The 25,134-nt window shown below is 73.5% G+C and carries 21 protein-coding genes, 1 tRNA gene and 1 other RNA gene; 12 read left to right on the top strand and 11 right to left on the bottom strand.

All coding sequences use genetic code 11. The features are described from left to right. Positions 1-113 precede the first annotated feature (113 nt). Together NWP10_RS03855 and NWP10_RS03850 are read right to left on the bottom strand one after the other, a co-directional pair. Positions 114-1,151 carry an electron transfer flavoprotein subunit alpha/FixB family protein gene (locus NWP10_RS03855; protein WP_309137692.1) on the bottom strand — a complete coding sequence of 346 codons (1,038 nt, stop codon included), beginning with the start codon at positions 1,149-1,151 and terminating at the stop codon, positions 114-116. Further along, the gene (locus NWP10_RS03850) at positions 1,148-1,930 is read right to left on the bottom strand and encodes an electron transfer flavoprotein subunit beta/FixA family protein (protein WP_017489388.1); all 783 of its coding nucleotides are present in this window, start codon (positions 1,928-1,930) and stop codon (positions 1,148-1,150) included. Before NWP10_RS03850 ends, NWP10_RS03855 begins: the two co-directional genes overlap by 4 nt. A gap of 130 nt (positions 1,931-2,060) precedes the next feature. Between NWP10_RS03850 and NWP10_RS03845 the strand changes: the two genes are divergently transcribed. From NWP10_RS03845 to NWP10_RS03835, 3 genes are all read left to right on the top strand, one after another. Then, the gene (locus NWP10_RS03845; protein WP_248194484.1) at positions 2,061-2,984 is read left to right on the top strand and encodes an NUDIX hydrolase; all 924 of its coding nucleotides are present in this window, start codon (positions 2,061-2,063) and stop codon (positions 2,982-2,984) included. A 224-nt stretch (positions 2,985-3,208) separates the two neighbouring features. Beyond that, positions 3,209-4,627 (top strand): L-serine ammonia-lyase, encoded by a 1,419-nt coding sequence (locus NWP10_RS03840; RefSeq protein ID WP_158493311.1) that lies wholly within the window; start codon positions 3,209-3,211, stop codon positions 4,625-4,627. A 106-nt stretch (positions 4,628-4,733) separates the two neighbouring features. Continuing rightward, positions 4,734-5,825 carry a YihY/virulence factor BrkB family protein gene (locus NWP10_RS03835; RefSeq protein ID WP_258299939.1) on the top strand — a complete coding sequence of 364 codons (1,092 nt, stop codon included), beginning with the start codon at positions 4,734-4,736 and terminating at the stop codon, positions 5,823-5,825. 162 nt (positions 5,826-5,987) lie between these two features. Here NWP10_RS03835 and NWP10_RS03830 read toward each other — a convergent pair whose 3' ends face one another. The 7 genes from NWP10_RS03830 to NWP10_RS03800 all read right to left on the bottom strand — a co-directional run bounded on the left by NWP10_RS03830 (position 5,988) and on the right by NWP10_RS03800 (position 13,268). After that, complete coding sequence (locus NWP10_RS03830; RefSeq protein ID WP_017489385.1) at positions 5,988-6,959, bottom strand: thermonuclease family protein; 972 nt, start codon at positions 6,957-6,959, stop codon at positions 5,988-5,990. A 119-nt stretch (positions 6,960-7,078) separates the two neighbouring features. Next, positions 7,079-8,449 carry a thermonuclease family protein gene (locus NWP10_RS03825; protein WP_258299938.1) on the bottom strand — a complete coding sequence of 457 codons (1,371 nt, stop codon included), beginning with the start codon at positions 8,447-8,449 and terminating at the stop codon, positions 7,079-7,081. Between the two features lie 212 nt (positions 8,450-8,661). Continuing rightward, complete coding sequence (locus NWP10_RS03820) at positions 8,662-9,594, bottom strand: tryptophan-rich sensory protein (RefSeq protein ID WP_258299937.1); 933 nt, start codon at positions 9,592-9,594, stop codon at positions 8,662-8,664. Positions 9,595-9,788: 194 nt separating this feature from the next. Next, positions 9,789-10,673, bottom strand: coding sequence for a catechol 1,2-dioxygenase (gene catA / locus NWP10_RS03815; protein ID WP_017489240.1), 885 nt, complete (start codon positions 10,671-10,673; stop codon positions 9,789-9,791). Between the two features lie 149 nt (positions 10,674-10,822). After that, a complete protein-coding gene (gene catC / locus NWP10_RS03810) occupies positions 10,823-11,140 on the bottom strand; it encodes a muconolactone Delta-isomerase (protein WP_017489241.1) in 318 nt (105 codons plus the stop codon). A gap of 82 nt (positions 11,141-11,222) precedes the next feature. Beyond that, a complete protein-coding gene (locus NWP10_RS03805; protein ID WP_258299936.1) occupies positions 11,223-12,326 on the bottom strand; it encodes an enolase C-terminal domain-like protein in 1,104 nt (367 codons plus the stop codon). After that, positions 12,327-13,268: a LysR substrate-binding domain-containing protein gene (locus tag NWP10_RS03800; protein ID WP_036379562.1), complete on the bottom strand. Its 942-nt coding sequence runs from the start codon at positions 13,266-13,268 to the stop codon at positions 12,327-12,329. It lies immediately after the preceding gene. 167 nt (positions 13,269-13,435) lie between these two features. On the opposite strand from NWP10_RS03800, the gene NWP10_RS03795 reads away from it, so the two are divergent. From NWP10_RS03795 to poxB, 6 genes are all read left to right on the top strand, one after another. Beyond that, positions 13,436-14,971, top strand: a complete 1,536-nt coding sequence (locus NWP10_RS03795; RefSeq protein ID WP_258299935.1) for an SLC13 family permease — start codon at positions 13,436-13,438, stop codon at positions 14,969-14,971. Positions 14,972-15,025: 54 nt separating this feature from the next. After that, positions 15,026-15,889: a DNA-3-methyladenine glycosylase gene (locus NWP10_RS03790; protein WP_258299934.1), complete on the top strand. Its 864-nt coding sequence runs from the start codon at positions 15,026-15,028 to the stop codon at positions 15,887-15,889. Between the two features lie 68 nt (positions 15,890-15,957). Beyond that, positions 15,958-16,854 (top strand): haloacid dehalogenase, encoded by an 897-nt coding sequence (locus tag NWP10_RS03785; RefSeq protein ID WP_258299933.1) that lies wholly within the window; start codon positions 15,958-15,960, stop codon positions 16,852-16,854. A gap of 133 nt (positions 16,855-16,987) precedes the next feature. Continuing rightward, a complete protein-coding gene (locus NWP10_RS03780) occupies positions 16,988-18,046 on the top strand; it encodes an isopenicillin N synthase family oxygenase (RefSeq protein WP_258299932.1) in 1,059 nt (352 codons plus the stop codon). A gap of 234 nt (positions 18,047-18,280) precedes the next feature. Continuing rightward, positions 18,281-18,424: a hypothetical protein gene (locus NWP10_RS03775; protein ID WP_258299931.1), complete on the top strand. Its 144-nt coding sequence runs from the start codon at positions 18,281-18,283 to the stop codon at positions 18,422-18,424. Positions 18,425-18,605: 181 nt separating this feature from the next. Then, positions 18,606-20,321, top strand: a complete 1,716-nt coding sequence (poxB, locus tag NWP10_RS03770; protein WP_258299930.1) for a ubiquinone-dependent pyruvate dehydrogenase — start codon at positions 18,606-18,608, stop codon at positions 20,319-20,321. Between the two features lie 126 nt (positions 20,322-20,447). Here poxB and NWP10_RS03765 read toward each other — a convergent pair whose 3' ends face one another. Beyond that, on the bottom strand, positions 20,448-22,019 hold the full coding sequence (locus NWP10_RS03765) for a sodium:alanine symporter family protein (RefSeq protein WP_258299929.1): 1,572 nt from the start codon (positions 22,017-22,019) through the stop codon (positions 20,448-20,450). 412 nt (positions 22,020-22,431) lie between these two features. Then, positions 22,432-22,517: transfer RNA gene (locus NWP10_RS03760), tRNA-Ser, on the bottom strand. A 134-nt stretch (positions 22,518-22,651) separates the two neighbouring features. Between NWP10_RS03760 and ffs the strand changes: the two genes are divergently transcribed. The 3 genes from ffs to NWP10_RS03745 all read left to right on the top strand — a co-directional run. Continuing rightward, positions 22,652-22,748: signal recognition particle sRNA small type (gene ffs, locus NWP10_RS03755), an RNA gene on the top strand. A 16-nt stretch (positions 22,749-22,764) separates the two neighbouring features. Continuing rightward, complete coding sequence (gene gluQRS / locus NWP10_RS03750; protein ID WP_258299927.1) at positions 22,765-23,784, top strand: tRNA glutamyl-Q(34) synthetase GluQRS; 1,020 nt, start codon at positions 22,765-22,767, stop codon at positions 23,782-23,784. Between the two features lie 118 nt (positions 23,785-23,902). Continuing rightward, on the top strand, positions 23,903-25,134 hold a 1,232-nt coding region (locus NWP10_RS03745), incomplete at its 3' end, for a DNA polymerase III subunit gamma and tau (RefSeq protein WP_258299926.1).

Genomic DNA, 25,134 nt, shown 5'->3' with positions numbered 1-25,134 from the left:
CGAGAACCGGCGTCGCTACAAGACACACGCGCGTAGGCTCGTCGGCGGCGTCAGCTGGGTATAAGGGACGGGTCCGGGGGGCGCGGTCCGGGGCGGACCGCGCCCGCAGCGGTTCAGCCGCGTCGGGCGCGCAGCTGCTCGATGACCTGCGGGACCACCTTGAAGATGTCCCCGACCACGCCGAAGTCGGCGTACTCGAAGATCTCGGCGTCCTCGTTCTTGTCGATCGCCACGATGGTCTTCGCCGTCTTCATGCCGGCCAGGTGCTGGATGGCGCCGGAGATGCCGAGGGCGATGTAGAGGTTCGGGGACACGATGACGCCGGTCTGGCCCACCTGGCGGTCCGCCGCGGTGTAGCCGGCGTCGACGGCGGCGCGGGAGGCGCCCACGGCCGCGCCGAGCGCGTCGGCAAGCTCCTCCACGATCGCGAAGCCCTCCTCGGAGCCCACGCCGCGGCCGCCGGAGACGACCGTCTTGGCCCCGCGCAGGGCGGGACGGTCGGCCTGCTGGACGCGCGGCGTCGTCTCGAGCACGCGGGCGCCGGCGGTGACGGCGCCGAGCTCGGCGGCGGCCACCTTCACGACCTCGGGCGAGGCCACGGCCGGGGCGCGGTCCGAGACGGCGCCGGGGCGCATCGTGATGATCCGCGGGCCGCCCTCGCCGGTGGACTCGCTGAGGAAGTCGCCGCCGAACACGGAGTGGCGGGCGATCACCTCGTCGTCGGCCCAGCGCAGCGCCACGGCGTCCGCGCACACGGGGCCGCGGGCACGGACGGACAGGCGTCCGGCCACGGCGCGGGACTCCGGGCTGCCGGAGAGCAGCACGGCCACGGGGGCGGTGCGGGCGGTCACCGCGGCGAGGGCCTGCACGGCCGCGTCGCCGAGGGTGCCGGCGGCGTCCTCGGCCACGAGCACGTGCACGCGGGCGGCGCCGAGCTCGCCCAGGCGGGCGACGGCGGCGTCCTGGGTCGCGGCGCCCGTCACCAGGACGGCCTCGGGCACGCCCACGGTGGCGGCGGCGCCCAGCAGCTCGGCCACGACGGGGCGCAGGGCGCCGTCCGCGCCGAGCTCGGCGTGCACCAGCACGGTGCGGCCGCTGGTCACGGCGTCGTTCTGCATGGTCATCTCGGTCTCCTCCACGTTCGCGCTCACACCAGCCCCCGCCCGGCGAGGAAGTCCACCAGCTGCTGGGCGGCGGTGCCGTCGTCGGACACCTTCTCGCCGGCCGCGCGCTCGGGGCGCGTGTCCGCCGAGACCATCACGGAGCGGTAGGCGGCCTCGGCCGGGCCCGCGGCGATGCCCAGGTCGGCCAGGGACAGCACGGTCAGCGGCTTCTTCTTGGCCGCCATGATGTTCTTGAAGTTCGGGAACCGCGGCTCGGCGGTCTTCTCGGTCAGGCCGGCCACGGCGGGCAGGGCGACGGCGGCGCGCACGTCCGCGTCCGAGGTCGCCACGGTGCCGGTCAGCTCGCCGTCGGCGAGCTGGGGGGCCTCGGCGTGCGGCAGGTAGGGCCGGTCGAGAAGCTCGGCCACCATGGCCGGGACGACGCCGGTGCCGCCGTCGGTGGACACGGTGCCGGCGAGCACGAGGTCGGCGCCCTCGCGCTCGACCGCGGCGGCGATCACGCGGGCCGTCTCCACGGCGTCGGAGCCGACGAGCGCGTCGTCCGTGACCTGCACGGCGGCGTCCGCGCCCATGGCGAGCATCTTGCGCAGCGTCTTCGAGGAGTCCTCCGGGCCCACGGTCAGGGCCACGATCTCCGCGTCCGTCCCGGCGTCCCGCCAGCCGAGGGCGACTTCCATGACCCGCTCGCTGATCTCGTCCGGCACGGGCTCCGCGGCGCCGTCGCGCACCACCCAGCCCGTGTCCAGGCTCAGCTCACGCTCCTGCCACGTGTCCGGCACCTGCTTGGCCAGCACCAGGATCTTCACGGCGTCTCCTCCTCGCGTCGCGTTCTCACCCCGGGGCCTCACACCCCGGGCACAGTGACCTACGCTACAGAATACGGGCCGGCCCACGGCGCGGCCGAACCGCCATCCACCGAAGATCAGGGGAGCCTCCGTGAGCCCTGCCGCACCCTCCGCCGCACCCTCTGCCGGCCCCGCCGACGGAGATCGGCCCGACGTCCCGGCCGTCCCCGCCTCCTCCCTGATGCTGGTGCGCCCGGAGCAGGACGGGGACACCTCCGTGTTCGCGCTGCGCCGCGCCGGGAGCATGGCCTTCAGCGCCCACGCCACCGCCTTCCCCGGCGGCCGGGTGGACCCCGCCGACGACCTGCCGGATGCGCTGTGGGAGGGCACCGACCTGGCCGCCTGGGGCCGCCGACTGGGCCTGCCCCACGAGCCGGTGGACGCCCTGGGCACCCTCGCCGCGCTCGACCCCGCCGAGGGCGCCGGCCGCGTGCTCGCCGCCGCCGTGCGCGAGACCTTCGAGGAGACCGGCGTCCTCCTGGCCCGGGACACCGCCACGGGCGCCCCCGTGGACCCGGACCGCGTGGCGGCCCTGCCCGAGGACCTGCGCGACGCCGTCGAGCGGCACGAGGTGGACTTCGGCGACCTGCTGCGCGACGAGGGGCTGCGCCCGGACGCCGGCGCGCTCGTGCCGTGGTCCCGGTGGATCACCCCGCACGGCGGCCCGCGCCGCTACGACACGTTCTTCTTCGCCGTGCACCTGCCCGCGGGCCAGAGCCCCGAGCGGATGTCCTCGGAGGCCGCCGAGCACGGCTGGGCCTCCCCCGCCGAGCTGCTGCGCCGCTTCCGCGCCGGCGAGGTCAACCTCATGGCCCCCACGTGGTGGCAGCTGCGCACCCTCGCCGACGCCGGCGAGGACGTCCACGCCGGGCGCTCCCGGTTCGAGCCGCTCGAGGGCGTCATGCTCGTGGCCGGGCAGGGGCCTGCGTTCAGCCACGCGGACGAGTACCTGCGGGACCTGGCCGCGTTCCGGGCGGCCGCCCAGGTGGAGGAGTCGAAGGACAACATCCTCTGAGCCGCGCCCTCCGATCCCTCCCTGCTAGGCGCACTACTGCCACGTAGACGTCGGCCTACCTGGCAGTAGTGCGCCCGGCGCCATGGCCCCGGACCCCGCCTGCCCCTAGGGTGGGGGTGCGCCGGGACGACCCGGCCGCGCGTCGTCGGCCACCACCCCCGGCCGCCGCGCCCTCCGTCCCCTGCCCCCGTCCGCACTCCGTCCCCACCCCAAGGAGCCTGAGCATGGCGCTGAGCGTCCTCGACCTGTTCTCGATCGGCATCGGCCCGTCCTCGTCCCACACGGTGGGGCCGATGCGCGCCGCCCGCCGCTTCACCCAGAGCATGGACCAGCACGGCGTCCTGGAGCGCACCGCGCGCGTGGAGGCGGAGCTGTTCGGCTCCCTCGCCGCCACGGGCATCGGCCACGGCTCGGACACCGCCGTGCTCCTCGGCCTGGCCGGCCAGGACCCGGAGACCATCGACCCGGACGCCTGCGTGGGCCTCGTGGACGAGATCCTCCAGGGCGGCCGCATGCCCCTGGACGGCCGCCACGAGATCGCCTTCGACCGGCAGAAGGACATGACACTGCACATGCGCCGCACGCTGCCCGGGCACCCCAACGGCATGCGCCTGACAGCCTTCGACGCCGACGGCGAGCAGCTGCACACGCGCGACTACTACTCCGTGGGCGGCGGCTTCGTGGTCACCTCGGACGAGCTCGAGGCCGAGCTGGACGAGAGCCGGGACGTCAGCCGCCACGACGACGGCGAGGGCGGCGAGCCCTACCCGTTCGCCACGGGCGCCGAGCTCGCCGGCCGCTGCCGCACCAACGGGCTGAGCATCGCCGAGCTCATGCTCGCCAACGAGGCCACCCGCCACGACCTCGGCGAGCTGCGCACCCAGCTGCTGGCCATCTGGGACGTCATGCAGGAGTGCGTGCACAACGGCGTCACCCGGACCGAGCCGATCCTGCCCGGCGGACTCAAGGTCCGCCGTCGTGCCCCCGCCCTGCGGGCCCACCTGCTGGAGACCACCGACCGCACCGACCCCATGTGGGCCATGGAGTGGGTCAACCTGTTCGCCCTGGCCGTAAACGAGGAGAACGCCTCCGGCGGGCGCATCGTCACCGCCCCCACCAACGGCGCGGCCGGCATCATCCCGGCCGTGCTGCACTACTACATGCGGTTCGTGCTGCCCCAGGACGCCACACAGCAGGAGCGGGACGACAAGGTGGTGGAGTTCCTGCTCACCGCCGCCGCGATCGGCATCCTGTACAAGCGCAACGCCTCCATCTCCGGCGCCGAGGTCGGCTGCCAGGGCGAGGTCGGCTCGGCCTGCTCCATGGCCGCCGGCGCCCTCTGCGCGGTGCTCGGCGGCACCGTGGACCAGGTGGAGAACGCCGCGGAGATCGGCATCGAGCACAACCTCGGCCTCACCTGCGACCCCGTGGGCGGCCTCGTGCAGGTGCCGTGCATCGAGCGCAACGCCATCGCCTCCGTGAAGGCCATCAACGCGGCCCGCCTGGCCTTGCTCGGCGACGGCTCCCACCGCGTCACCCTCGACCAGGCCATCAAGACCATGCGCGACACCGGCGCGGACATGAAGTCCAAGTACAAGGAGACCTCGCGCGGCGGCCTGGCCGTGAACGTCATCGAGTGCTGATCGCCCGGGTCCACGGCCCAGCGCCGCTCCGGTCGGGACGGACGGCGCACCCGTCCGCTACCGTGGGGCCCGATCCACACCCTGCCCCGAGCGTGAGAGGACCGACGTGGCCATTCATCCTGTGGACGCGACCCTGGAGGCCGCGAAGATCGATCCGGAGGAGCGCACCGAGCGCCTGAAGGGCGTCAAGCTGGACGGCGCCGGCTGGAAGTACGCGGCGACCCGGGCGTTCAAGGAGTTCCTGAACGACGGCGGCACGGACCTCGCCGCGAAGCTCACGTACTTCATGGTGCTCTCGCTGGCACCGGCCCTGCTGGCCGTGTTCTCCATCCTCACGCTCGTGCTGGCCTCGAACCGCTCGGCGGTCGACGACCTGGTCACCCAGCTGACCACCATGGTCCCGTCCGACTACCAGTCGGTGGTGCAGAGCGTGGTGGACAACCTGATGCAGCAGTCCACGGGCGGCCTCATCGCCCTGGTGGTCGGCATCCTGACCGCGGTGTGGTCCGCCTCGGCGTACGTGAAAGCGTTCAACCGCGCGTCGAACCAGGTGTACAACTACGCCGAGGGTCGCGGCCTCGTGAAGCTGACCCTGACGAACCTCCTGACCACCGTCGTCATGCTCATCGGCATCGTCCTGGTGCTGATCTCCCTGGCGCTCAACCGCGCCCTCGTCGACGGCCTGCTCGCCCCCATCGCCGGGCCGCTCGGCCTCACCTCCGTGGTGAACTTCCTCTCGGACACGTTCCTGCCGATCTGGGCGTGGGTGAAGTGGCCGGTGGTGATCCTCCTGGTGCTCGTGCTGATCGCCACCCTGTACTACATGACCCCGAACGTGAAGAAGCCCAGCTTCCACATGTTCGGCCCCGGCAACATCTTCGCCCTCGTGGGCATGGTGCTGGCCTCCGTGGGCCTGTACTTCTACTTCACGACGCTGGCCGGCTACTCGGCCTACGGCGCGATCGGCGGCGTGATGGCCCTGCTCTTCGCGCTGTGGATCTTCAACATCGTGCTCCTGCTGGGCCTCGAGCTGGACACCGAGGTGGAGCGCGCCAAGCAGCTGACCGCCGGCATGCCCTCCGAGGAGGCCGTGAAGCTGCCCCCGAAGGACGCCTCCGCCCTGGAGAAGCGCGTGGAGAAGCAGACCGCGCTGCAGGAGCGCGGCTACGAGCTGCGCGCCACCCACGAGGACCGCTGACCGGTCCCCGACGTGCCCGACGACGGCCGCTCACCTCGCGGAGGTGGGCGGCCGTCGTCGTCCGCGGGGCAGGGTGCCGTGGGGCCCAGACCGGACGCTTTCGTGCGGGAAACGGGAGCCTGGCAGGGCACTTTCGTGCGGGAAACGGGAGCCTTCGCGGGCTCAGCGCTTCGCCGCGCGGTACCCGTCCACCTCGGCCGCGGCGGCGGAGGCGTAGCAGTTGCGGGCGTTGGTCCGGCCGTAGTGCTGCTGGCCGGGCACGTGGTAGATGAAGGAGTTGTCGTTGCCCTTGACCGGGAAGTCGTCCGGGCACACGAAGTCCGCACCGGGCACAGGGCCGGAGCCCGCGGCCGGGGCGGGGGCGGGCTCGGCGACGGCGGTCGGCGCCTCGTCCTCCACCGGCTCGGGCGCCTCCTCCACGGCGCACTCACCGGAGAACAGCCCGACGCCGTCCGCGCGGGCCTGCTCCCACGCCGCCTCGACCTCGGGAAGGAACCGCACGTTGCCGTCGAAGACCACGGGCTCGCCCAGGCCGAGGCGGGCCATCTCGGCGTTGACGAGCCGTCCGTCGGCAAAGACGCCGGCCAGCAGGCGGGCGTAGCGGTCCAGGAGAACGTCGTCGTACTGGAGGACCACGGTGTCCCCGGGACGGATCATCGACTTCAGGGCGGCCGTGGCCTCCGGGCCCTGGCACTCGACAGGCCGGGAGGGATGGCGGGTCTCCGGCGTGTCGGTGTTCAGCAGGCGCACCGGAGTGGAGACCCCGTCGAGCGTCACGCGGATCGTGTCCCCGTCGGCGATGGACTCGACCGTCACGACGTCGCCCTCGGTCGCGGCCTCCGGCGCGGCCGGCGTCGGACTCGTGGCCTCCTCACGGGCGGAGGGCGGGGGCGGTGCCGGGCTCGAGACCTCCTCCTCGACCGTGGGCACGGCGACCGGGCTCGACGACGCGGCCGATGCGGAGGCGCCGTCCGTGGAGGCGGAGGCACCGGGAACGGACGCGCCGAGGGCAGACGTCGCGGTGCCGGACGCGAGCGCCGGGGCGACGTCGTCGTCCGTGGCGACGCAGCCGGTGAGCAGCAGGGCGGACAGGGTGATCACGCCGAGCGCGGCGCGGAGACGGGGAAGGGGCACGGTGCTCCTGAACGGCGGGAGGGGCGATGCGGGAAGGCCCCGCCGCGGGGCGGGGCCTTCCCGTGCTGCACATGCTCCCACGCACCGCGGACGGCGGCGCGCGGGGCGGGCGGCTGCCGTCAGCCCTTGGCCGCCACGGCGCCGGCGGCCTCGGCCGCGGCCGCGGAGGCGTAGCACCGCTTGGAGCCGGTGTTGTCGTACCAGCGGCCACCGGGCAGGTGGTACTTGTTGTTGCTGCTGACCTTCACGGGGTAGCCCTCGGGGCAGACGCCGCCCGAGCCGGCCACCGGGCCGCCGACGCCGGAGCCGCCGCCGGAGTCCGAGGAGCCCGAGCCGGAGCCCGAGCCCTGGTCGTCGCAGTACTCGTAGCTCTCGCCGCCGGGCGCGTAGCAGCGATTCGGCGCCTTGTTCGACGACGACCCGGAGGCCGTGTCCGCCCAGCCGAGAGCCGTGGTCTCGGCCTCCTCCTCGGCCGCCGCCTCCTCCGCGGCGCGGGCCTCGGCCTGGGCCTGGGCCTGCTCCTCGGCCTCACGCTCGGCCTCGAGGGCGGCCTGGCGCTCCGCCTCGCGCTGCGCCTGCGCCTCGGCCTCACGCGCGGCCTCGCGTTCCGCTGCCGCCTGCCGCGCAGCCTCCTCCTCGGCCTCCGCACGCTCGGCGGCCTCCTGCTCGGCGCGCTGCGCCTCGGCCCGGCGACGCTCCGCCGCCTCGGCCGCGGCCTGCTCTGCGCGGCGCTCGTGATCAGCCACCACGCGCTCGACACCCGGCAGGACGTCCTTGTAGTGGACCTCCATCCAGGTCTGCTCACCGGCGGCGACGGCCTCGAGCACCGCCGTCAGCTCCTCCACCGTCGACGCCGGGGGCTCCTCCCCCGGGACCGCAGGGGCGGCGAGGACGGGCAGGGAGCACTCCAGGTCCGGCTGGTGCAGCCCGGCGCCATCGGCCTCGGCCTCGTTCCAGGCCGCCAGCACCTCCGGGTAGAAGCGGCGGTTGGGCTCGAAGACCACGGGCACGCCGAGACCGCGACGGGCGATCTCCGCGTTGAGGAGCACCTCGTCCTCGAACACGCCCGCGAGGGTGCGGCCGTGACGGTCGGTGCGCTCCTTGTCGTAGCGCAGGACCACGTCGTCCCCCGGCTCCAGCAGCGACTCCAGGAGGTCCGTGGCCTCCGGGCCGAGGCACTGCACGGCCTTGCTCGGGTGCTTCGTCTCCGGGGTGTCGATGTTGAGCAGGCGGACGGTGACGTCGTCGCCGTTCAGGCGGACCTCGATCGTGTCGCCGTCGACGACGCGGACCACGGTGGCCGGGTCACCGGCCTCGAGGGTGCTCGACGGGCGGCTCACGACGGGCGCGGCGGCACCGCTGGACGGGGCGCCCGCCGAGGCGGGGGCCGGGACGTCGTCGCCGGAGGCCGCGGGGGTGCAGCCGGTGAGGACCAGGGAGAGGGCCGCCGCGGCGACGAGGCCGGCGCGGGGGAACAGGCGAGAGGTCAAGGCAGCTCCTGGCGAGAGGGGGAGGGCATGAGGAAGGGCCCCGCCGTCCGGCAGGGCCCTCGGTGTGGCCACATCCTGGCACAGAGAACGTCCAGGTGACGCCATGGTGACGCCCGGCGAGCCTCCCGTTTCCCACACGAAAGCGCCCGGAAGGCTCCCGTTTCCCACACGAAAGCGGCGGGGCTGACGGTGGGGACCGCAGCCCGCCGGGGTCAGCGGCGGCCGTCGACGGGGTCGTCGCCGCCGTCGAGGGCGTCCAGGACCAGGTCGCGGGCCTCGCCCGTGGCCGAGCGGCGGGAGAGCAGCAGCGCGGCGACCCAGCACAGCAGCACGATCGCGGCGCCGCCCCATGCCAGCACGGCGAGGCTGCCCGAGAGCAGGCCCGAGCCGTCCGCGCGGCCGACGCCGATCCACACCAGGCCCCAGGCGAGGGCGAACGCCGGAGCCGGGCGTCCGCCGTCGTACACCGCGGTGAACGCGCCCACGAGCACGGCCACCACGATCATGATCTTCGCCCACGTGGTCGGCTGGAACGGGTCGCCGGTCCAGCCGGTCGAGGCCAGCCACGCGGCCACGTTCGCCACGGTCGCGATCGAGACCCAGCCCAGGTGCAGGCCCTGGACGCCGTCCAGCAGGATGCGCTCGCCCCAGCTGTGGGCGCGGGCGGACTCGAGGAGCATGAGGATGCGGCACAGGCTCGCCAGCAGCAGGACGATCACCACCACGCTCAGCCCGAGCAGGCCCAGCTGCACCGTCCAGATCCAGGCGGCGTTGAGCAGCACGGAGGCGAGGATCCAGGGGCGCAGGCGGTCGTGCCTCGCGGACTGGGCGGACGGCAGGAACTGCCACACGGCGTACGCCAGCAGGCCCGCGTAGATCACGGACCAGATGGAGAATGCGGGGCTCGCCGGGGCCACCCAGGTGGCATCCGGGCCGAGCCAGCCGCCCGAGGCCTCGGCCACGGGGGTGAACCCGGCCACCACGCCGGCGCCGAGGAACGCGGCCACCAGGGCCGCCAGCACCACGAGGAGCATGGCGACGCGGCCGCCCGTGGAGGCCAGGCCCGTCCCGGAGCTGGGGTCGCGGCCCGCGGCGTCGGGACCGAAGGTGCTGCGGTGCGGACCGAGGTCGGCGGCGGTGCTCATGGGTGCTCCCGTGGGTGTGGGTCGGTCGGGGTGTCGGGGGTGCGCCCCGGCGGGGCGCGCGTCAGGGTCAGCGTAGCCGCCGGGCCGCCCGGGGGCACGGGTCGGGGGGGCCTCCTGCACGACGCCGCAGGCCCGGCCCGCCTCGGGGGCGGACCGGGCCTGCGTGGAGTCCGGCGCGGGGCCGGGTCGGGAGATCAGGCGCCCGGGACGGTCTCCGTGGTCTTCTCGGACACCGGGTCGAGCACGAAGTCGTACTCCACGTCCACGCCCTCGCCGGCGGGCTTCGGGTCGAGGATCAGCTCGGGCTTCACGGCCGAGGCGATGTCGTCGTCGTTGTGCTCGTCGCCGGGGAAGTACAGCTGGGCGGTGAGCAGCTCGTGGCCGGGGGCCGACACCTTCAGGTGCAGGTGGGCCGGGCGCCAGGCGTGCCAGCCGGCGGCGGCGATCAGCTGGCCGCACGCGCCGTCGGTCGGGATCTGGTACGGCGCGGGCTGCACGGTGTTGATGGAGTAGTTGCCCTCGGCGTCCACGGGGAAGGAGCCGCGCAGGTTCCACTCGGGCAGGTTCGGGGCGAACTGCGAGTAGAAGCCGTCGTTGTCGGCGTGCCACAGCTCGACCTTGGCGTCCTTGAGCGGGGTGCCGTCGGTGGAGCGGACCTGGCCGTGGAACACCATGGCGGTGCCGCCCTCGTCCTCACGCATCGGGATGGTGTGGCCGTCGGCGGGGACCGGGGCGTCCGGCACGTAGTAGGGGCCCTCGATGGAGCCCTTGTTGCCCTCGCGGTGCTCGGTGGCGACGTCCTCCACGGAGTGCTCGAGCCACACGTCGAGGAAGAGGGGCCACTCGCCGTCGTCGCCGACCTTGATCAGCCACGCCTTGAGGGCGTTGTACTCCTCGTAGGTGACCTTCTTCTCGAGGACGATGTCGTTGGCGGCCTTGATCAGGGCGCCTGCGAGCTCGTCGACGCGGGCCTGGTCGACCTGGGCGGTGCCGGTCTTGCCGGCGCGGCGGAAGTTGTCGGTGGCGGCGTTGCCGGCGGCGGCGGCGGACTCGTCGCCGGCGAACTCGTTGGGAACCATGGTGAGGCGTCCTTTCGGGGGGACGTGCGGGGTGTGGCGGTGGTGACACAGCGTGATCGGCGTCACCGTTGAGATCAGGCTAGGGCGTCTTCTCAGCCGAGGGAAAGACGCAATCAGGCATGATTGAGAGCCTGGCGCTCTCAATCACGTCAGAGGCCGGCGCGGTCCTCGGCGGTGGTGAAGAAGTCCTCGGCGATGGCGTTCGGGTGCGTCGCCAGGGGGGTCACGCGCACCTTCATGTACGGGAACATCGGGAAGCCGGAGAGGATCGCGTGCAGCTCGTCGTGGGAGTCCACGTCGAACACGGAGTGGTTGGCGTACTCGCCGACGATCCGCCAGATCCCCTTCATCACGCCGCGGCGCTGCAGGTCCCCGGAGTACTCCTTCTCCCGGGCCTGGAAGCCGGCCTTCGTCTCGTCGGTCATGGTCTCCGGGAACGTCACGTCCATCCGGGCGAGGAACAGCATGGGGGGGTCTCCTTGCGTCGTCTTCGGGGGTGGGCGACGCCGGCCCGGTGCGGGCCGGCGTCGGGCGCGGTGGGCGCCGGGGTCAGCGGTCGGTGCGGTACCGGGTGAGCTTGTCCTCGTCGATCGCGGCGCCCACGCCGGGGACGTGGCGCACGGCGATGCGGCCGTCGCGGATCTGCAGGGGCTCGGTGAGCAGGTCGTCGGCCATGCCCAGGAAGTTGGACAGCTCGCCGGCGCGGCGTGAGGTGGCCTCGAAGGCGGCGCCGAAGGTGACGGTGGCCAGGGAGCCGACCTGGGTGTCGATCTGGTTGCCCATGGTCACGTCCACGCCCAGGCCGGTGCACAGGCCGAGGATCTCCTGCGCCTCGGTGAAGCCGGAGCGGGCGGTCTTGATGCAGATGGCGTTGCAGCCGCCGGAGAGCAGCTCGCGGGAGGCGTCGCCGGCCGTGGGCACGGACTCGTCCCCGACCACGGGGATGGGGGACTTCTCCACCAGGCGACGGCGGCTCATCGTCTCCTTCGCGTCGCACGGCTCCTCGAGCAGGCTCAGGCCCAGGCCCTCGGTGCGGCGCAGCACCTCCATGGCCTCGTTCGCGGTCCAGCCGCGGTTGGCGTCCAGGTAGAGGTCGACATCGTCGCCGAGCCCCTCGCGCAGGACGTGGCAGGCCTCGATGTCCAGGGATAGCGGCCGGCGGCCGGTCTTGAGCTTGAAGGTGGTGATCCCGTACTCCTCGCCGAAGCGGCGCGCCTCGTCCAGGAGCTCCTGGGCGGGCTTGAAGCCGAGCATGTGGCTCACGCGCATCGAGTCGGTCCACCCGCCGAGCAGGGTGGTGACGGGGGTCTTCAGGGCCTTGCCCATGGCGTCCCAGAGGGCGATGTCCAGGGCGCCCTTGGCCACCTGGTTGTGGATGGTGCGGCGCATCACCGCGTGGATCTGCGAGCGGTCGAACACGCTCAGGCCCACCACGTGGGGCGCGAAGACCTCCTCGAGCACGTGCTTGATGGACACCTGGGTCTCGCCGTAGGTGTACGGGCGCGGCGGGGCGTCGGCCTCGCCCACGATCCCGTCCTCCGTGTGCACGCGCACCAGCACGTGGTCGGCGGTCTGGACCTCGCCGGAGGCGAACTTCAGGGGGTGGGTGTACGGGATGGCGTACGGGATGGCCTCGATGCGGGTGATCTTCACTCAAGTCTCCTGGGCGGGGCGGTCGGGGTCGGGGGTGGGGTCCTCGCCGGCCTCCGCGAGCGCGGCCGCGGTGCGGCGCGCGAGCTCCACGAAGGCGGGGACGAGGGGGCTGCGGGCGTCGGCCTTGGCGGCCACGGCGAGCTCGACGTCGGGCATGTCCGACAGGGGGCGGAAGGCGACGCCAGAGACGGCGCCCGGGCGGCGGACGTCGTCGGGGACGACGGCGACGCCGAGCCCCGCGGCCACGAACGCCATGACGGTGGAGGTCTCCCCCGCGCGCTGGACCAGCCGGGGCCGGAAGCCGACCCGGCGGGCGGCCTCCTGGACGATCGCGGTGAGCGCGGAGTCCCGCGGGTAGGAGACGAACTCCTCGTCCACGAGGTCGGCCAGGGCGACGGGGCCGTCCTCGGCGGCGAGCCGGTGGCCCGCGGGCACGGCCAGGAGGAGGCGGCCGGCCTCGACGGGGGTGAGCGTCAGCTCGGCGGCCCGCACGGGCGGGCGGAGCACGGCCACGTCGAGGCGGTTCTCCAGGAGGGCGTCCTCGAGGGCGGGGGTGATCTTCTCGCCGGTGATCTGCAGGCGTACGCCCGGCATGGCGTCGCGGGCGGCCCGGACGATCGCGGGCATGAGCCGGTAGGTGGCCGAGCCGACGAAGCCGACCCGCAGGATGCCGGCGGCGCCGCGGCCGACCTCGCGGACGTCGTGCTCGAGGGAGGCGAGGTCGGTCAGCAGCTGCCGCGAGCGGTCCAGCATGAGCCGGCCGGCGTCGGTGAGGTCCACGCGGCGGGTGGTGCGCTCCAGGAGGGTGACGCCGAGGGCGGCCTCGAGCTGCTTGATCTGCTGGGAGAGCGGGGGCTGCGCGATGTGGAGCCGCTCGGCCGCGCGGCCGAAGTGCCGCTCCTCGGCGACGGCCACGAACGAGCGCAGGTGTCGGATCTCCACGCGGCTCACAGTAGTGACGCGCCACACGGCGGGGGAAAGACCAGGCGAGGACAGATTGAGAGGCTCCACCTCTCAATCCTCTCGAACTCTGTCCTTCTGATCCATGAAAGGCCTCCCTAGAGCGAGCCGGAGCACTCCGCTCCCGTCTCCTTCCCCTGAGGTCATCCATGTCTTCCTCCCTCGCCTCGCCGCCCGCCGCGGCCGAGACCTCCGCCCCCGGGCTCGCGCCCCGCGCCGAGTCCGCGCGCCGCCCCTGGCTCGCCACCCTGCTGGGCCCGGCCCTGGGCGTCCTCATGGCCCTGCTGCTGCCGGCCTCCCTCGCCTTCGAGGGCCGCGCCGTGGCCGGCGCCGCCGTCTGGATGGCCGTGTGGTGGATGACGGAGGCCGTGCCGATCCCCGTCACCTCGCTGCTGCCGATCGTCCTGTTCCCGCTGTTCGGGATGGGCACCATGGCCGAGGTGGCCTCCCCCTACGCCAACTCCGTGGTGTTCCTCGTGATGGGCGGCGTCATCCTGGGCCTGGCCACCGAGAAGGCCAACCTGCACCTGCGCGTGGCGCTGCTGACCATCCGCGCGGTGGGCACGAAGCCCGCGCAGATCGTGCTGGGCCTCATGGCCGCCTCCGCCCTGATCTCCGCGTTCGTCTCCAACACCGCCACCGCGGTGATCATGGTGCCGATCGCCGCCTCGATCCTCACCCTCGTGCGCTCCCTGGACGCCCAGGCCGCCGGCACGAAGTTCTCCGCCGCCATGCTCCTGGGCGTGGCCTACGGCGTGACCATCGGCTCCACCGCCACCCTGATCGGCCAGCCCCCGATGGCCCTCATGAAGGCCTACCTGCTGGAGAACCACGACTACGACATGCAGTTCGGCCGGTGGATGCTCGTGGGCGTGCCGTGGGCGATCGTCATGTTGCTCATCGCCTGGGTGGTGCTCACCAAGCTCGTGTTCCGCGCCGAGGTGGACCGGATCCCCGGCGGCGCCGAGATGATCCGCGGCGAGCTCGCCGAGCTCGGCCCCATGACCACGCCGGAGCGCCGCATCGCCCTGATCTTCGCGACCGCGATCTTCTTCTGGGTGGCCGTGCCGTTCATCGCGGAGATCCCCGCCGTGGCCGCCGTCGCCCCCTGGCTCGGAACCATCGACGACACGCAGGTGGCCATCGCCGCCGCCATCGCCTGCTTCATCGTCCCGGCCCGGCGCCGCGGCGAGGACGCCTCGCAGACCGCCCTGCTGCAGTGGTCCGCCGCCAAGGAGATCCCGTGGGGCCTGCTGCTGCTGTTCGGCGGCGGCCTGTCCCTGTCCGCCATGTTCACCAACACCGGCTTCAGCCAGTGGCTCGGCGGCCAGGTGGGCGGCCTCAGCGGCGTGCCGGGCTGGGTGGTGCTGCTGATCGTGATCGTGGTGGGCCTGGCGCTCACCGAGCTGACCTCCAACACGGCGACGGCGGCCGCCTTCTTCCCGATCTTCGGCGCCGTGGCCGTGGGCCTGGGCATGGACCCGATCTTCATGACGATCGCCGTGACCCTGGCCGTGTGCTCCGCCTACATGCTCCCCGTGGCCACGCCGTCGAACGCCGTGGCGTTCGGCTCCGGCGAGGTGAGCATCAAGCAGATGGTGCGCGCCGGCGTCTGGCTCAACGTCGTGTCCATCGGCCTGATCATGCTCGTGATGTACACGCTGGTGCCGGCCGTCTTCGGCTGACCGGACGGCGGAGGGGCCCCTCCGCCGCGGCGGAGGGGCCCCTACCCTGTGGTCATGATCGACGTCCCCGCCGTCGACGTCCTGCGCCTGCCGTACCGGCGGCCGTTCGCGTTCGACCACCTGCTGCGCTTCCACGCCGCCCGCGCCGTCCCCGGCGTGGAGCACGTGGACGAGGCCGCGTACACGCGCGTCCTCGCGCTCCCCCGCGGGCCCGCCGTCGCCGTGGTGTCCGACGACGACGGCGCGGTCCGCCTCGAGCTGCGGCACGCGCACCCCGACGACGTGCCCGCGGCGGCCGGGCTCGTGCGGCGGATGCTCGACCTGGACGCCGATCCCCAGGCCGTGGACGCGGCCCTGTCAGCGGACTCGGCTACGGCCCGGTCCGTCACGCGGTTCCCGGGACTGCGCGTGCCCGGGAGCCCGGACCCCCACGAGAGCCTGTTCCGCGCGATCGTCGGCCAGCAGATCACCGTGGCACGGGCCACCGCCCTGCTCGCGGACATGGCCGCCCGCATGCCCTCCCTCGGATTCGACGGCCCGGTGGATCGGCTCTTCCCGACCGCCGAGCGGATGGCCGAGGGACTGCACGCCCTCTACCGCGGCCCCGCCGCCCGCCGCGAGGCGCTTCGGGGCGCCGCCGAGGCGCTGGTCGCGGACCCCGACCTGCTGGAGCGGACCCGGGACCCGGAGGCGCTGAGCGAGACGCTCGTGGGCCTGCGCGGCGTCGGTCCGTGGACGGCGGCGTACGTGAGCATGCGGGTGCTCAATGCGCCGGACGTCCCCCTGCCCGGGGACGCGGCGGTGGCCACGGGCGCCCGGCTCCTCGGCCTCGACGACGCGGCCGCCGCCTACGAGCGGGTCCGCCCGTTCCGCTCCTCGTTCACGATCCACGCGTGGAACGCGGCTGCGGGCGGCTGAGACGCGCCGCCGCCCCAGCGCACCGGTCGTGACGGGGTGCCCTGCCTCGCCCCGCCTACGCTGGCCTCATGAGCGCCCCCTCCCCCATCGGACTGCTGTTGGACGTGGACGGCCCCGTGGCCTCCACGCAGACCCGGACCGTCCCGGACGGGATCGTCGCCACCCTGGTCCGCCTGGCCGGCCGCGGCGTCCCGGTGGGCTTCAACACCGGGCGCTCGGCGGACTTCCTGCTGCACAGCGTGATCGGCCCGCTGCGCGCCGCCGGCCTGCCCGCCGACGCCCCGTTCTTCGCCGTCTGCGAGAAGGGCGCCGTGTGGTTCCCGTTCGCCGCGGTCCCCGCCGGAACCCTGCCAGAGGTCACCGTGGACGGTCTTGCCCCCGCCTGGGTCCGCACGGATCCGGCCATGGCCCTGGACCCCGGCCTGCGCGAGCGCGTCTGGAAGCTGAACCGCGAGCGCGCCGGGGACCTGCAGTTCGTGGACCGCACCAAGCTCGCCATGGTCTCGCTCGAGATGCGGGTGGGCGCGGACCAGGCCGCGTACGAGCCGGTGCGCGACGACGTCGCCGCGGGGGTCGAGGAAATGCTCGCCGAGCGCGGGCTCGCGGACGAGGTGCGCGTGGACCCCACCGTGATCTCGGTGGACGTGGAGCACCGCTCCTCCGGCAAGGACCTGGGCGTGGACCGCTGCCGGGCCCTGATGGCCGAGGCGGGCGTCCCCGTGCCCGGCCGGTGGTTCACCGCCGGGGACTCGCGGACGGACTACGCCATGGCGGACCGGCTGCACGCGATCGGTCTCGCGGTGGAGCACCTGGACGTGCGGCCGGCCGACGGGATCCCCGCCACCCCCTACCCGGTGCTGACCGCCGCGGACCTGGCCGGCCGCGGCGTCGGGAACGCGGAGGACGTGCACGAGCGGGCGGGCGAGTCGCTGCTGCGCTGGGTGGAGCGCGACCTGCTGGACTGAGCGCGGGGCACTATAGGCGCCCGCCCGGCGCCCAGCACCAGTGTGACGCTGGCACGTCACGCGACGTCACGCAGGGCCCGCCGGCGTCACGGGAACTGGCGGCGGGGCCCCGGCCGACGCTGGACTGCCCCCCATGACCGCGCAGACCCCCGCCACCGCCCCGGCCGACGACGCCCCGCTCGAGGTGCCCGTCCTCGACCTGTCCGGGATGCGCCGCCCCGATGGCTCCTTCGACCCGGACTTCCTCGCACGACTGCGCCACGCGGCCCACCACGTGGGCTTCTTCCAGATCGTGGACTACGGGGCCGCGCCCGGCCAGGTGGACGACCTCTTCCGCGTCACCGCGGAGTTCTTCGCGCGGCCCGAGGCCGAGAAGCTCGCCCTGCACAACCAGGACTCGCCCCACTGGCGCGGCTACTCCGCCGTCGCCGCCGAGCGCACCCAGGGCCGCCCCGACTCGCGCGAGCAGCTGGACTTCTCCCCGGACCGCGCCCCCGTGCCCGCCGAGCGCATCGGCGAGGGCGAGGAGTACTGGCACCTGCAGGGCCCGAACCGGTGGCCGGCAGACATGCCCGAGCTGGAGCGCACGGCCATGGCCTGGACCGCCCTCATGGACCGTGTGGGCGAGGACCTGCTGAAGGCACTGTGCGTGGCGATCGGCCTGGAGGAGGACCACTTCGCGGAGGCCTTCGACGGCGACCGCGCCTGGATGGCCAAGCTCGCCCACTACGTGGGCGGCGTGGCCGAGGCCGGGACGCAGGGCGTGGGGCTGCACGCCGACTACGGCTTCATCACGCTGCTGCTGCAGGACGAGGTGGGCGGCCTCGAGGTCCGCCCGCACGGCCAGGACGCGTGGCTGCCCGTGGAGCCGATCCCGGGCGCGCTCGTGGTGAACCTCGGGGAGATGCTCGAGGTGGCCACGGACGGCTACCTGATGGCCACCATCCACCGCGTGCAGTCCCCGCCCGAGGGCGTGGACCGCTACTCGGTGCCCTTCTTCTACTCGCCGCGCCTGGACGCCGTGATCGAGCAGGTGGAGCTGCCTGCCGAGCTCGCGGCGGACGCCCGCGGCGCCTCGGACGACCCGGACAACCCCATGCTGGCCTCGTTCGGCTCGAACATGCTCAAGGGCTTCGTGCGCGCGCACCCCAAGGTGACCGAGCGGTTCCACCCGGAGCTGCTCGTCCGCTGAGCCGTGGGCACGGCGTCCGGGGGCTGCCCGGCGCACGGGGCGGCCGTGACCGTCTCGCGTCGAGTCCGTGACGATCCCGAATCCGGACTGTGATCGCTCCGTGATTTTCCCGTGAATCGGTTGTGCATAGGTTCTTCCTCGGCAGCACGGCCGGGGGGCATCTCCCCCGCTCAGGCGCCCGGGATGAGGGCCCCCTCCTCCCGCACTGCAGGACCGGACCCTCGAAGGAGAACCATGCGCATCACCGCTCGCACCGCCCCCCGCACCCGCCTCGCCGCCGCGCTCGGTGTCGGCCTCCTGATCACCGGGCTCGCCGCCGCCGGCGCCCTCGGCGCCGGGGCGCTGCTCCGCCTCCGCCCCGCACGCCGCGGGGCCTGACGGAGTCGGGCCCGTCGTCGTCGGACCGGGGAGGCCGACGACGACGGACGGCCGCGCCTCGCCGCTGCCGCCCGCGCGTGCCTAGCATGGACGGCAGCCGCGCCGCCCGGCCGGGACGCGTCGGCGAGGCTCACGCACCTCGGCCGGGAGCGCTCCGCCGATCCTCCGGAAGAGGTGCCCCGTGGCGAACGTCGCCCAGAACATCGTCGAAACCCTCCACGCCTCCGGCGTGCGCCGCATGTACGGCGTGCCCGGAGACTCCCTCAACGGCCTGACCGAGGCGCTGCGCACGCACGGCGGCATCGAGTGGGTGCACACCCGCCACGAGGAGGCCGCCGCGTTCGCCGCCTCCGCCGAGTCCCAGCTCACGGATGAGCTCGCGGTCTGCGTGGGCTCGTGCGGTCCGGGCAACCTCCACCTGATCAACGGCCTGTTCGACGCCCAGCGCTCCCGCACCCCGGTGCTCGCGATCGCCGCGCACATCCCGTCGGAGGAGATCGGCTCGGGCTACTTCCAGGAGACCCACCCGCAGGACCTGTTCCGCGAGTGCTCCGTCTACGTGGAGCACGTCTCCTCGGCGGACCAGATGCCCCGCATGCTGCGCACCGCGATGCGGGCCGCCCTCGAGCAGCGGGGCGTGGCCGTGCTCGTGATCCCGGGCGACGTGGCCCTCACCGAGCTCTCCGCGAAGCCCGAGGTGATCCGTCACACGCCGTCCCGCGTCATCCCGGCGGACTCCGTGCTGCGCGAGGCTGCCGAGGCCCTGGACTCGTCCAAGCGGATCACCATCCTGGCCGGCGCGGGTGCGGCCGGCGCCCACGATGAGGTCGTGGCCCTGGCGGAACGGCTGCAGGCCCCGATCGTCCATGCGATGCGCGGCAAGGATCACGTGGAGCACGACAACCCCTACGACGTCGGGATGACGGGCCTGCTCGGCTTCTCCTCCGGCTACCACGCACTCAAGGACGCCGAGACCCTGCTGATCCTGGGCTCGTCCCTGCCGTACCGGCAGTTCTACCCGGAGGACGCGACCGTCATCCAGGTGGACGTGCGCGGGGACCAGATCGGCCGACGGGTGGCCGTGGACGTCCCGCTCGTGGGCGGCGTGAAGGAGACGGCGCAGGCGCTGCTGCCGCTGCTGCGCGGCAACGCGTCGTCGTCCTTCCTGAAGAAGGCCCGCAGGCACTACGCCAAGACGCGCAAGGACCTGGACGAGCTGGCGGCCCCGGACCGGCGCACCGTGCACCCGCAGTACGTGGCCCGCGTCCTGGACGAGGCGGCGTCCGAGGACGCCGTCTTCCTTCCCGACGTCGGCTCCCCGGTGATCTGGGCGGCCCGCTACCTGACCATGAACGGGCGGCGCCGGATCATCGGCTCCATGACGCACGGCTCGATGGCGAACGCGGTCACCCAGGCGATCGGCGCGCAGGCCGTGGACCGCACCCGGCAGGTGGTGGCCATGGCCGGCGACGGCGGGCTGGCGATGATGCTCGGCGAGCTGCTGACCTTCGTGCAGAACGGCCTGCCCGTGAAGACCCTCGTGTTCGACAACGACTCGCTGAACTTCGTGGAGCTGGAGATGAAGGCCGCCGGCCTGGTCCCCTACGCCACGGACCTGCAGAACCCGGACTTCGCCGCCGTGGCCGAGGCCATGGGCCTCAAGGGCTTCCGCGTGGAGCGCTCGAAGGACCTGCCGGCGGTGATGGCGGAGTTCCTCGCGCACGAGGGGCCGGCCCTGCTGGTGGTGAAGACGGAGCGCCAGGAGCTGACCATCCCGCCGAGCATCGAGTTCGAGCAGGCCAAGGGCTTCGCCCTCTACGCGCTGCGCACCGTCCTGGACGGCAAGGGCACCCAGCTGGTGGACCTGGCGAAGGCGAACCTGCGTCAGCTGTTCTGAGCGGGCGGGAGATCCGCGGCGCACACGCGAAGGCCCCCGCACGACGACGGCCCGGACGCGTGATGCGTCCGGGCCGCCGTCGTGCGGGGGCAGGATGCCGGCAAGGAGCCGCCGGGCCCTCGCCGGTCAGGCGCGGTGCGAGCCGCCGTCGGCGTCGACCACCGGCGTCGGGGCGGTGCCGGCCACGCCCGGGGTGATGCGGCCGTCGGCCCGCTCCTCCCAGAAGGTGGCGTTGTGGATGCCCAACGGGCGCGGATCGAACTGCGGGTCCAGGCCCTGGCGCTTCTGGGCGCGGAAGTCCTTGAGCGCCTTCAGGGCCGGGCCCTGCAGCAGGAGGATGCCGATGATGTTCAGCCAGGCCATGGAGCCCACGCCGATGTCGCCCAGGCCCCAGGCGGCGCCCGTGGTGGCCACCGCGCCGTAGGCCACGGAGACGAGGATCAGGCCCTGGAGCGCCCGCAGCGCCACCCGGCGGAACAGCGGGTTGGAGAAGTTCCGGGTGATGAACACCAGGTTGACCTCGGCCATGTAGTAGTAGGCCACGATCGTGGTGAACGCGAAGAACGCGAGCGCCACGGCCACGAAGGTCGGACCGAAGCCGGAGAACATGGCGTCGAAGCCGGACTGCACGTAGGCCGGGCCCACGGAGGCGGTGGCCGGGAGGCTGCCGCCCTCGAAGATCACCGCGCCGGCCTCGGACTCGCCCTCGTACACGCGGTACGCGCCGGTGGAGATGATGATGAACGCGGTGGCCGAGCAGACGAACAGGGTGTCGATGTACACGGCGAACGCCTGCACCAAGCCCTGCTTGGCCGGGTGGGAGACCTCGGCCGCGGCGGCGGCGTGCGGGCCGGTGCCCTGGCCGGCCTCGTTGGAGTACACGCCGCGGCGCACGCCCCACTGGATGGCCAGGCCCACGATGGCGCCGAACACGGCGTCCATGCCGAACGCGCTGGAGAAGATGCTGCCGAAGACCACGGGGATCTGGTCCGCGTTCAGGAAGAGGATGGTCAGCGCGAACACGATGTAGAGCACGGCCATCACGGGCACGACGTACACGGCGAAGGTGGCGATGCGCTTCACGCCGCCGAGCACGATGAAGGCCAGCAGGATGACCATGGCGACGGCCACGATCCACGGCTCCACGCTCCACGCCTGCTCCACCGCGGCGGCCACGCCGTTGGCCTGCACGCCGGGCAGGAAGTAGCTGGTGGCGAAGATCGTCACGATCGCGAAGAGGACGCCGTATACCACCAGGGCCTTGCCCCACGGCTTGTGGCTGTACGCCTTGGTGAAGTAGTACGCGGGGCCGCCGCGGTACTCGCCGGTGTCCCGGTCGCGCTCCTTGTAGATCTGGCCGAGCGTGGACTCGATGAAGGACGTGGCGGCGCCGAGCAGCGCCATCGCCCACATCCAGAACACGGCGCCGGGGCCGCCGAAGGCGATGGCCGTGGCCACGCCGCCGATGTTGCCCATGCCGACGCGGCCGGCGAGGGACATCATGAGGGACTGCAGCGAGGACGTGCCGTCCTTCGAGTCCTCGCCCTCTCGGAGCTGCCGGATCATGTCCGGGATGTTGACGAACTGCAGGAACATCGTGCGGACGGTGAAGTACAGGCCGACGGCCAGGCAGAGGTAGATGAGCGGCAACGACCAGATGACGTCGTTGAGCGTGCCGATGAGGTCTTCGAAGGTCATGGGAACTCCCGGTGCGAGGGGGATGACGAGCCCGGGCCGGAGAAGCCAGCGACGGTGGTGGGGATCACACCCGGGTGGGAGAAGCGTACACGCCGCCGAGACCCGCACGGCGTGGCGGCGGTTCCGCGACGGCGTCGTGGGCTGCGCCGCCACCCGTCCTCCCGCCTCGCCCGCCCCGCGGGATCGACGGAAACGGCCCGGATCGACGGCCGTTCCGTCGGTCCGGGCCGTTTCCGTCGATCGGACGGGTCTCGGGTCCGGGCGAACCATGGGGCTCCGGGCGAGGCCGCGCAGGGACGGGCCGCTGCGGCGCGGGCCTGCGGAAAGGTCCCCGGGCCGGCCTCCCGCCAGAAATCGGTCCAGACATGCGGAAACCCCGGGACCAGATGGTCCCGGGGCTTCCGGTGTTCCGCGGAGGATGGGGGATTTGAACCCCCGAGGGCTGTTAACCCAACACGCGTTCCAGGCGTGCGCCATAGGCCGCTAGGCGAATCCTCCTTGGCGTGCCCCGTTCGCGGCGAACCGCGCAAGGGCAGGCTCCATCATAACCAGACCCGCGGGCGGGGCGCCAATCCCGCCTCGGGACCCGCCCGGCCGAGGTGCGCTCCGGCGGGGCCACTGCTAGACTCTCGGACGGCCCCTCACGTGGTGTCATCTCGCTGAACTCCCCCAGGACCGGAAGGTAGCAAGGGTAGGTGGGCTCTGGCAGGTGCGTGGGGGGTCTTCGCTTTCCCCAGGAGGTCCCATGCCCGCCGGCCGCTATGCCCCCTCCCCCACGGGCGCCCTGCACCTGGGCAACCTGCGCACCGCGATCGTCGCCTGGCTGGCGGCGCGCGCGACGGACCGCACGTTCCTGCTGCGGGTGGAGGACCTGGACCGGGTGCGCTCCGGCGCCGAGGCCGCGCAGCTGTCCGAGCTGGCCGCCGTCGGGCTGGACTGGGACGCCGAGCCGGTGCGCCAGTCCGAGCGGACCGGCCTGTACGACGACGCCGTGGCCGCCCTGCGCGCCGCGCACGGCGCGGACGCGGTCTACGAGTGCTTCTGCTCCCGCAAGGACATCGCGGAGGCGACCTCGGCCCCGCACCCGGCCCCGGCGGACGACGACGGCGCCCCCGGCCCCGCCGGCGCGGCGCCGCTGCGTCCGCCCGGCTTCTACCCCGGCACCTGTCGCGGCCTCACCGCGGCGCAGCGGGCCGAGCGTCGTCGGGTGCGTCCGGCCGCCCTGCGGATCGACGCGGTCCAGGTGGCGGGGCTGCCGGAGGGCGAGATCCCGCGGGCCGAGGCCGTGGACCTGCTGCACGGCGAGGTGACCGGCCTGGTGGACGACCTGGTGCTGCGCCGCAACGACGGGGCGTACGCGTACAACCTGGCCGTCGTCGTGGACGACCTGGCCCAGGGCGTGGACCAGGTGGTGCGCGGGGACGACCTGCTGGACTCGACCCCGCGGCAGCGGTGGCTGGCCGCGGCGCTGTGCGCGGCGCGCGGGGAGGCGCTGCCGCAGACCTCCTACCTGCACGTCCCGCTCGTGCTCAACGCCGAGGGACGGCGGCTGGCCAAGCGCGACGGCGCCGTGACCCTCGAGGACCTGGCCGCCGCGGGCCCGTCCTGGACCCCGGAGCGGGTGCGGGACCGGCTGCTGTCGTCCCTGGGCCTGCCGCCGGGGCCGCCGGCGGACGCGGTGCCCGCCTTCGCGCGGATGCTGGAGGACGGGTCCCTGCCGCGGGAGCCGTGGGTGTTCGACCCGGCCGCGTTCGCCGGCGCCTGACCGGGGCCTCACCGGCGGCTGACGCAGACCCGGGCGGGGACCGGCCGACGCCGCCCGGACGCCCGGCCCGTCCACCGGACCCCCTTGTCGTGTCCGCCGGGCGGATAGGGTGAGGCGGGTGAGCACCGCCCTGTATCGCCGCTATCGCCCGGACCGGTTCGAAGAGGTCATCGGGCAGGACCACGTCACGGTCCCGCTGCGCACCGCGCTGGCGAAGGACCGGGTGAACCACGCCTACCTCTTCTCCGGCCCGCGCGGCTGCGGCAAGACCACCTCCGCCCGCATCCTCGCCCGCTGCCTCAACTGCGCGCAGGGCCCCACGCCCACGCCGTGCGGGGAGTGCGACTCGTGCCGGGACCTGGCCACGGGCGGGCCGGGCTCGCTGGACGTGCTGGAGATCGACGCCGCCTCGCACGGCGGCGTGGAGGACGCGCGCGGGCTGCGCGAGCGCGCCACGTTCGCGCCGGTGCGGGACCGCTACAAGATCCTCATCATCGACGAGGCCCACATGGTCACGGCCGCGGGATTCAACGCGCTGCTGAAGATCGTGGAGGAGCCGCCGGAGCACCTCAAGTTCATCTTCGCCACCACGGAGCCGGAGAAGGTCATCGGGACCATCCGCTCCCGCACGCACCACTACCCGTTCCGCCTCGTGCCGCCGGAGCCGCTGATCGCCCACCTCGAGCAGCTCTGCGCCGAGGAGGGCGTGTCCCTGGAGAAGGGCGTGCTGCCGCTGGTGGTGCGCGCGGGCACGGGCTCGGTGCGTGACACGCTCTCCGTGCTGGACCAGCTGATCGCCGGCGCGCAGGACGGCGGGGTCTCGTACGAGCTGGCCGTGAGCCTGCTCGGCTTCACCCCGGAGGCCCTGCTGGACGACGTGATCGACGCCGTCGCCGCGGACGACACCCCCACGGTGTTCCGCGTGGTGGACCGCGTGGTGCAGTCCGGCCAGGACCCGCGCCGCTTCGTCGAAGACCTGCTGGACCGCTTCCGCGACCTCGTGATCGCCCGCGCCCTGCCGGAGGAGGCCGGCGCCATCCTCCACGGCATGCCGGAGGACCAGGTGCGCCGCCTCTCCGCGCAGGCCGCGCAGCTCTCCCGGGCGGAGCTCTCCCGCCTCGCGGACGTCACCAACCTCGCGCTCACGGATATGGTGGGCGCCACCAGCCCGCGCCTGCACCTCGAGCTGCTGATGGCGCGGTTGCTGCTGCCCGCCTCGGACGACACGCACCGCGGCCTGGCCGCTCGCATCGAGGCGCTCGAGCGTCGCCTCGAGCTCGGCGGCGTGCCCGTGGCGTCCGCGGAGGAGTCGGCCGGGGGCACGACGACGTCGGCCCGGCCCGGTGCGCC

This window comes from Micrococcus sp. HG099 (genome assembly GCF_024723355.1).
Lineage (GTDB): Bacteria > Actinomycetota > Actinomycetes > Actinomycetales > Micrococcaceae > Micrococcus > Micrococcus endophyticus.
This window is presented reverse-complemented; position numbering and strand designations above follow the sequence as displayed.

Coding starts and splice junctions, on each gene's coding strand:
- NWP10_RS03840 (WP_158493311.1), top strand. CDS start 3,209: ATGGCGCTGAGCGTCCTCGACCTGTTCTCGATCGGCATCGGCCCGTCC.
- NWP10_RS03820 (WP_258299937.1), bottom strand. CDS start 9,594: ATGAGCACCGCCGCCGACCTCGGTCCGCACCGCAGCACCTTCGGTCCC.
- catA (WP_017489240.1), bottom strand. CDS start 10,673: ATGGTTCCCAACGAGTTCGCCGGCGACGAGTCCGCCGCCGCCGCCGGC.
- catC (WP_017489241.1), bottom strand. CDS start 11,140: ATGCTGTTCCTCGCCCGGATGGACGTGACGTTCCCGGAGACCATGACC.
- NWP10_RS03795 (WP_258299935.1), top strand. CDS start 13,436: ATGTCTTCCTCCCTCGCCTCGCCGCCCGCCGCGGCCGAGACCTCCGCC.
- NWP10_RS03790 (WP_258299934.1), top strand. CDS start 15,026: ATGATCGACGTCCCCGCCGTCGACGTCCTGCGCCTGCCGTACCGGCGG.
- NWP10_RS03785 (WP_258299933.1), top strand. CDS start 15,958: ATGAGCGCCCCCTCCCCCATCGGACTGCTGTTGGACGTGGACGGCCCC.
- NWP10_RS03780 (WP_258299932.1), top strand. CDS start 16,988: ATGACCGCGCAGACCCCCGCCACCGCCCCGGCCGACGACGCCCCGCTC.
- NWP10_RS03775 (WP_258299931.1), top strand. CDS start 18,281: ATGCGCATCACCGCTCGCACCGCCCCCCGCACCCGCCTCGCCGCCGCG.
- NWP10_RS03765 (WP_258299929.1), bottom strand. CDS start 22,019: ATGACCTTCGAAGACCTCATCGGCACGCTCAACGACGTCATCTGGTCG.
- gluQRS (WP_258299927.1), top strand. CDS start 22,765: ATGCCCGCCGGCCGCTATGCCCCCTCCCCCACGGGCGCCCTGCACCTG.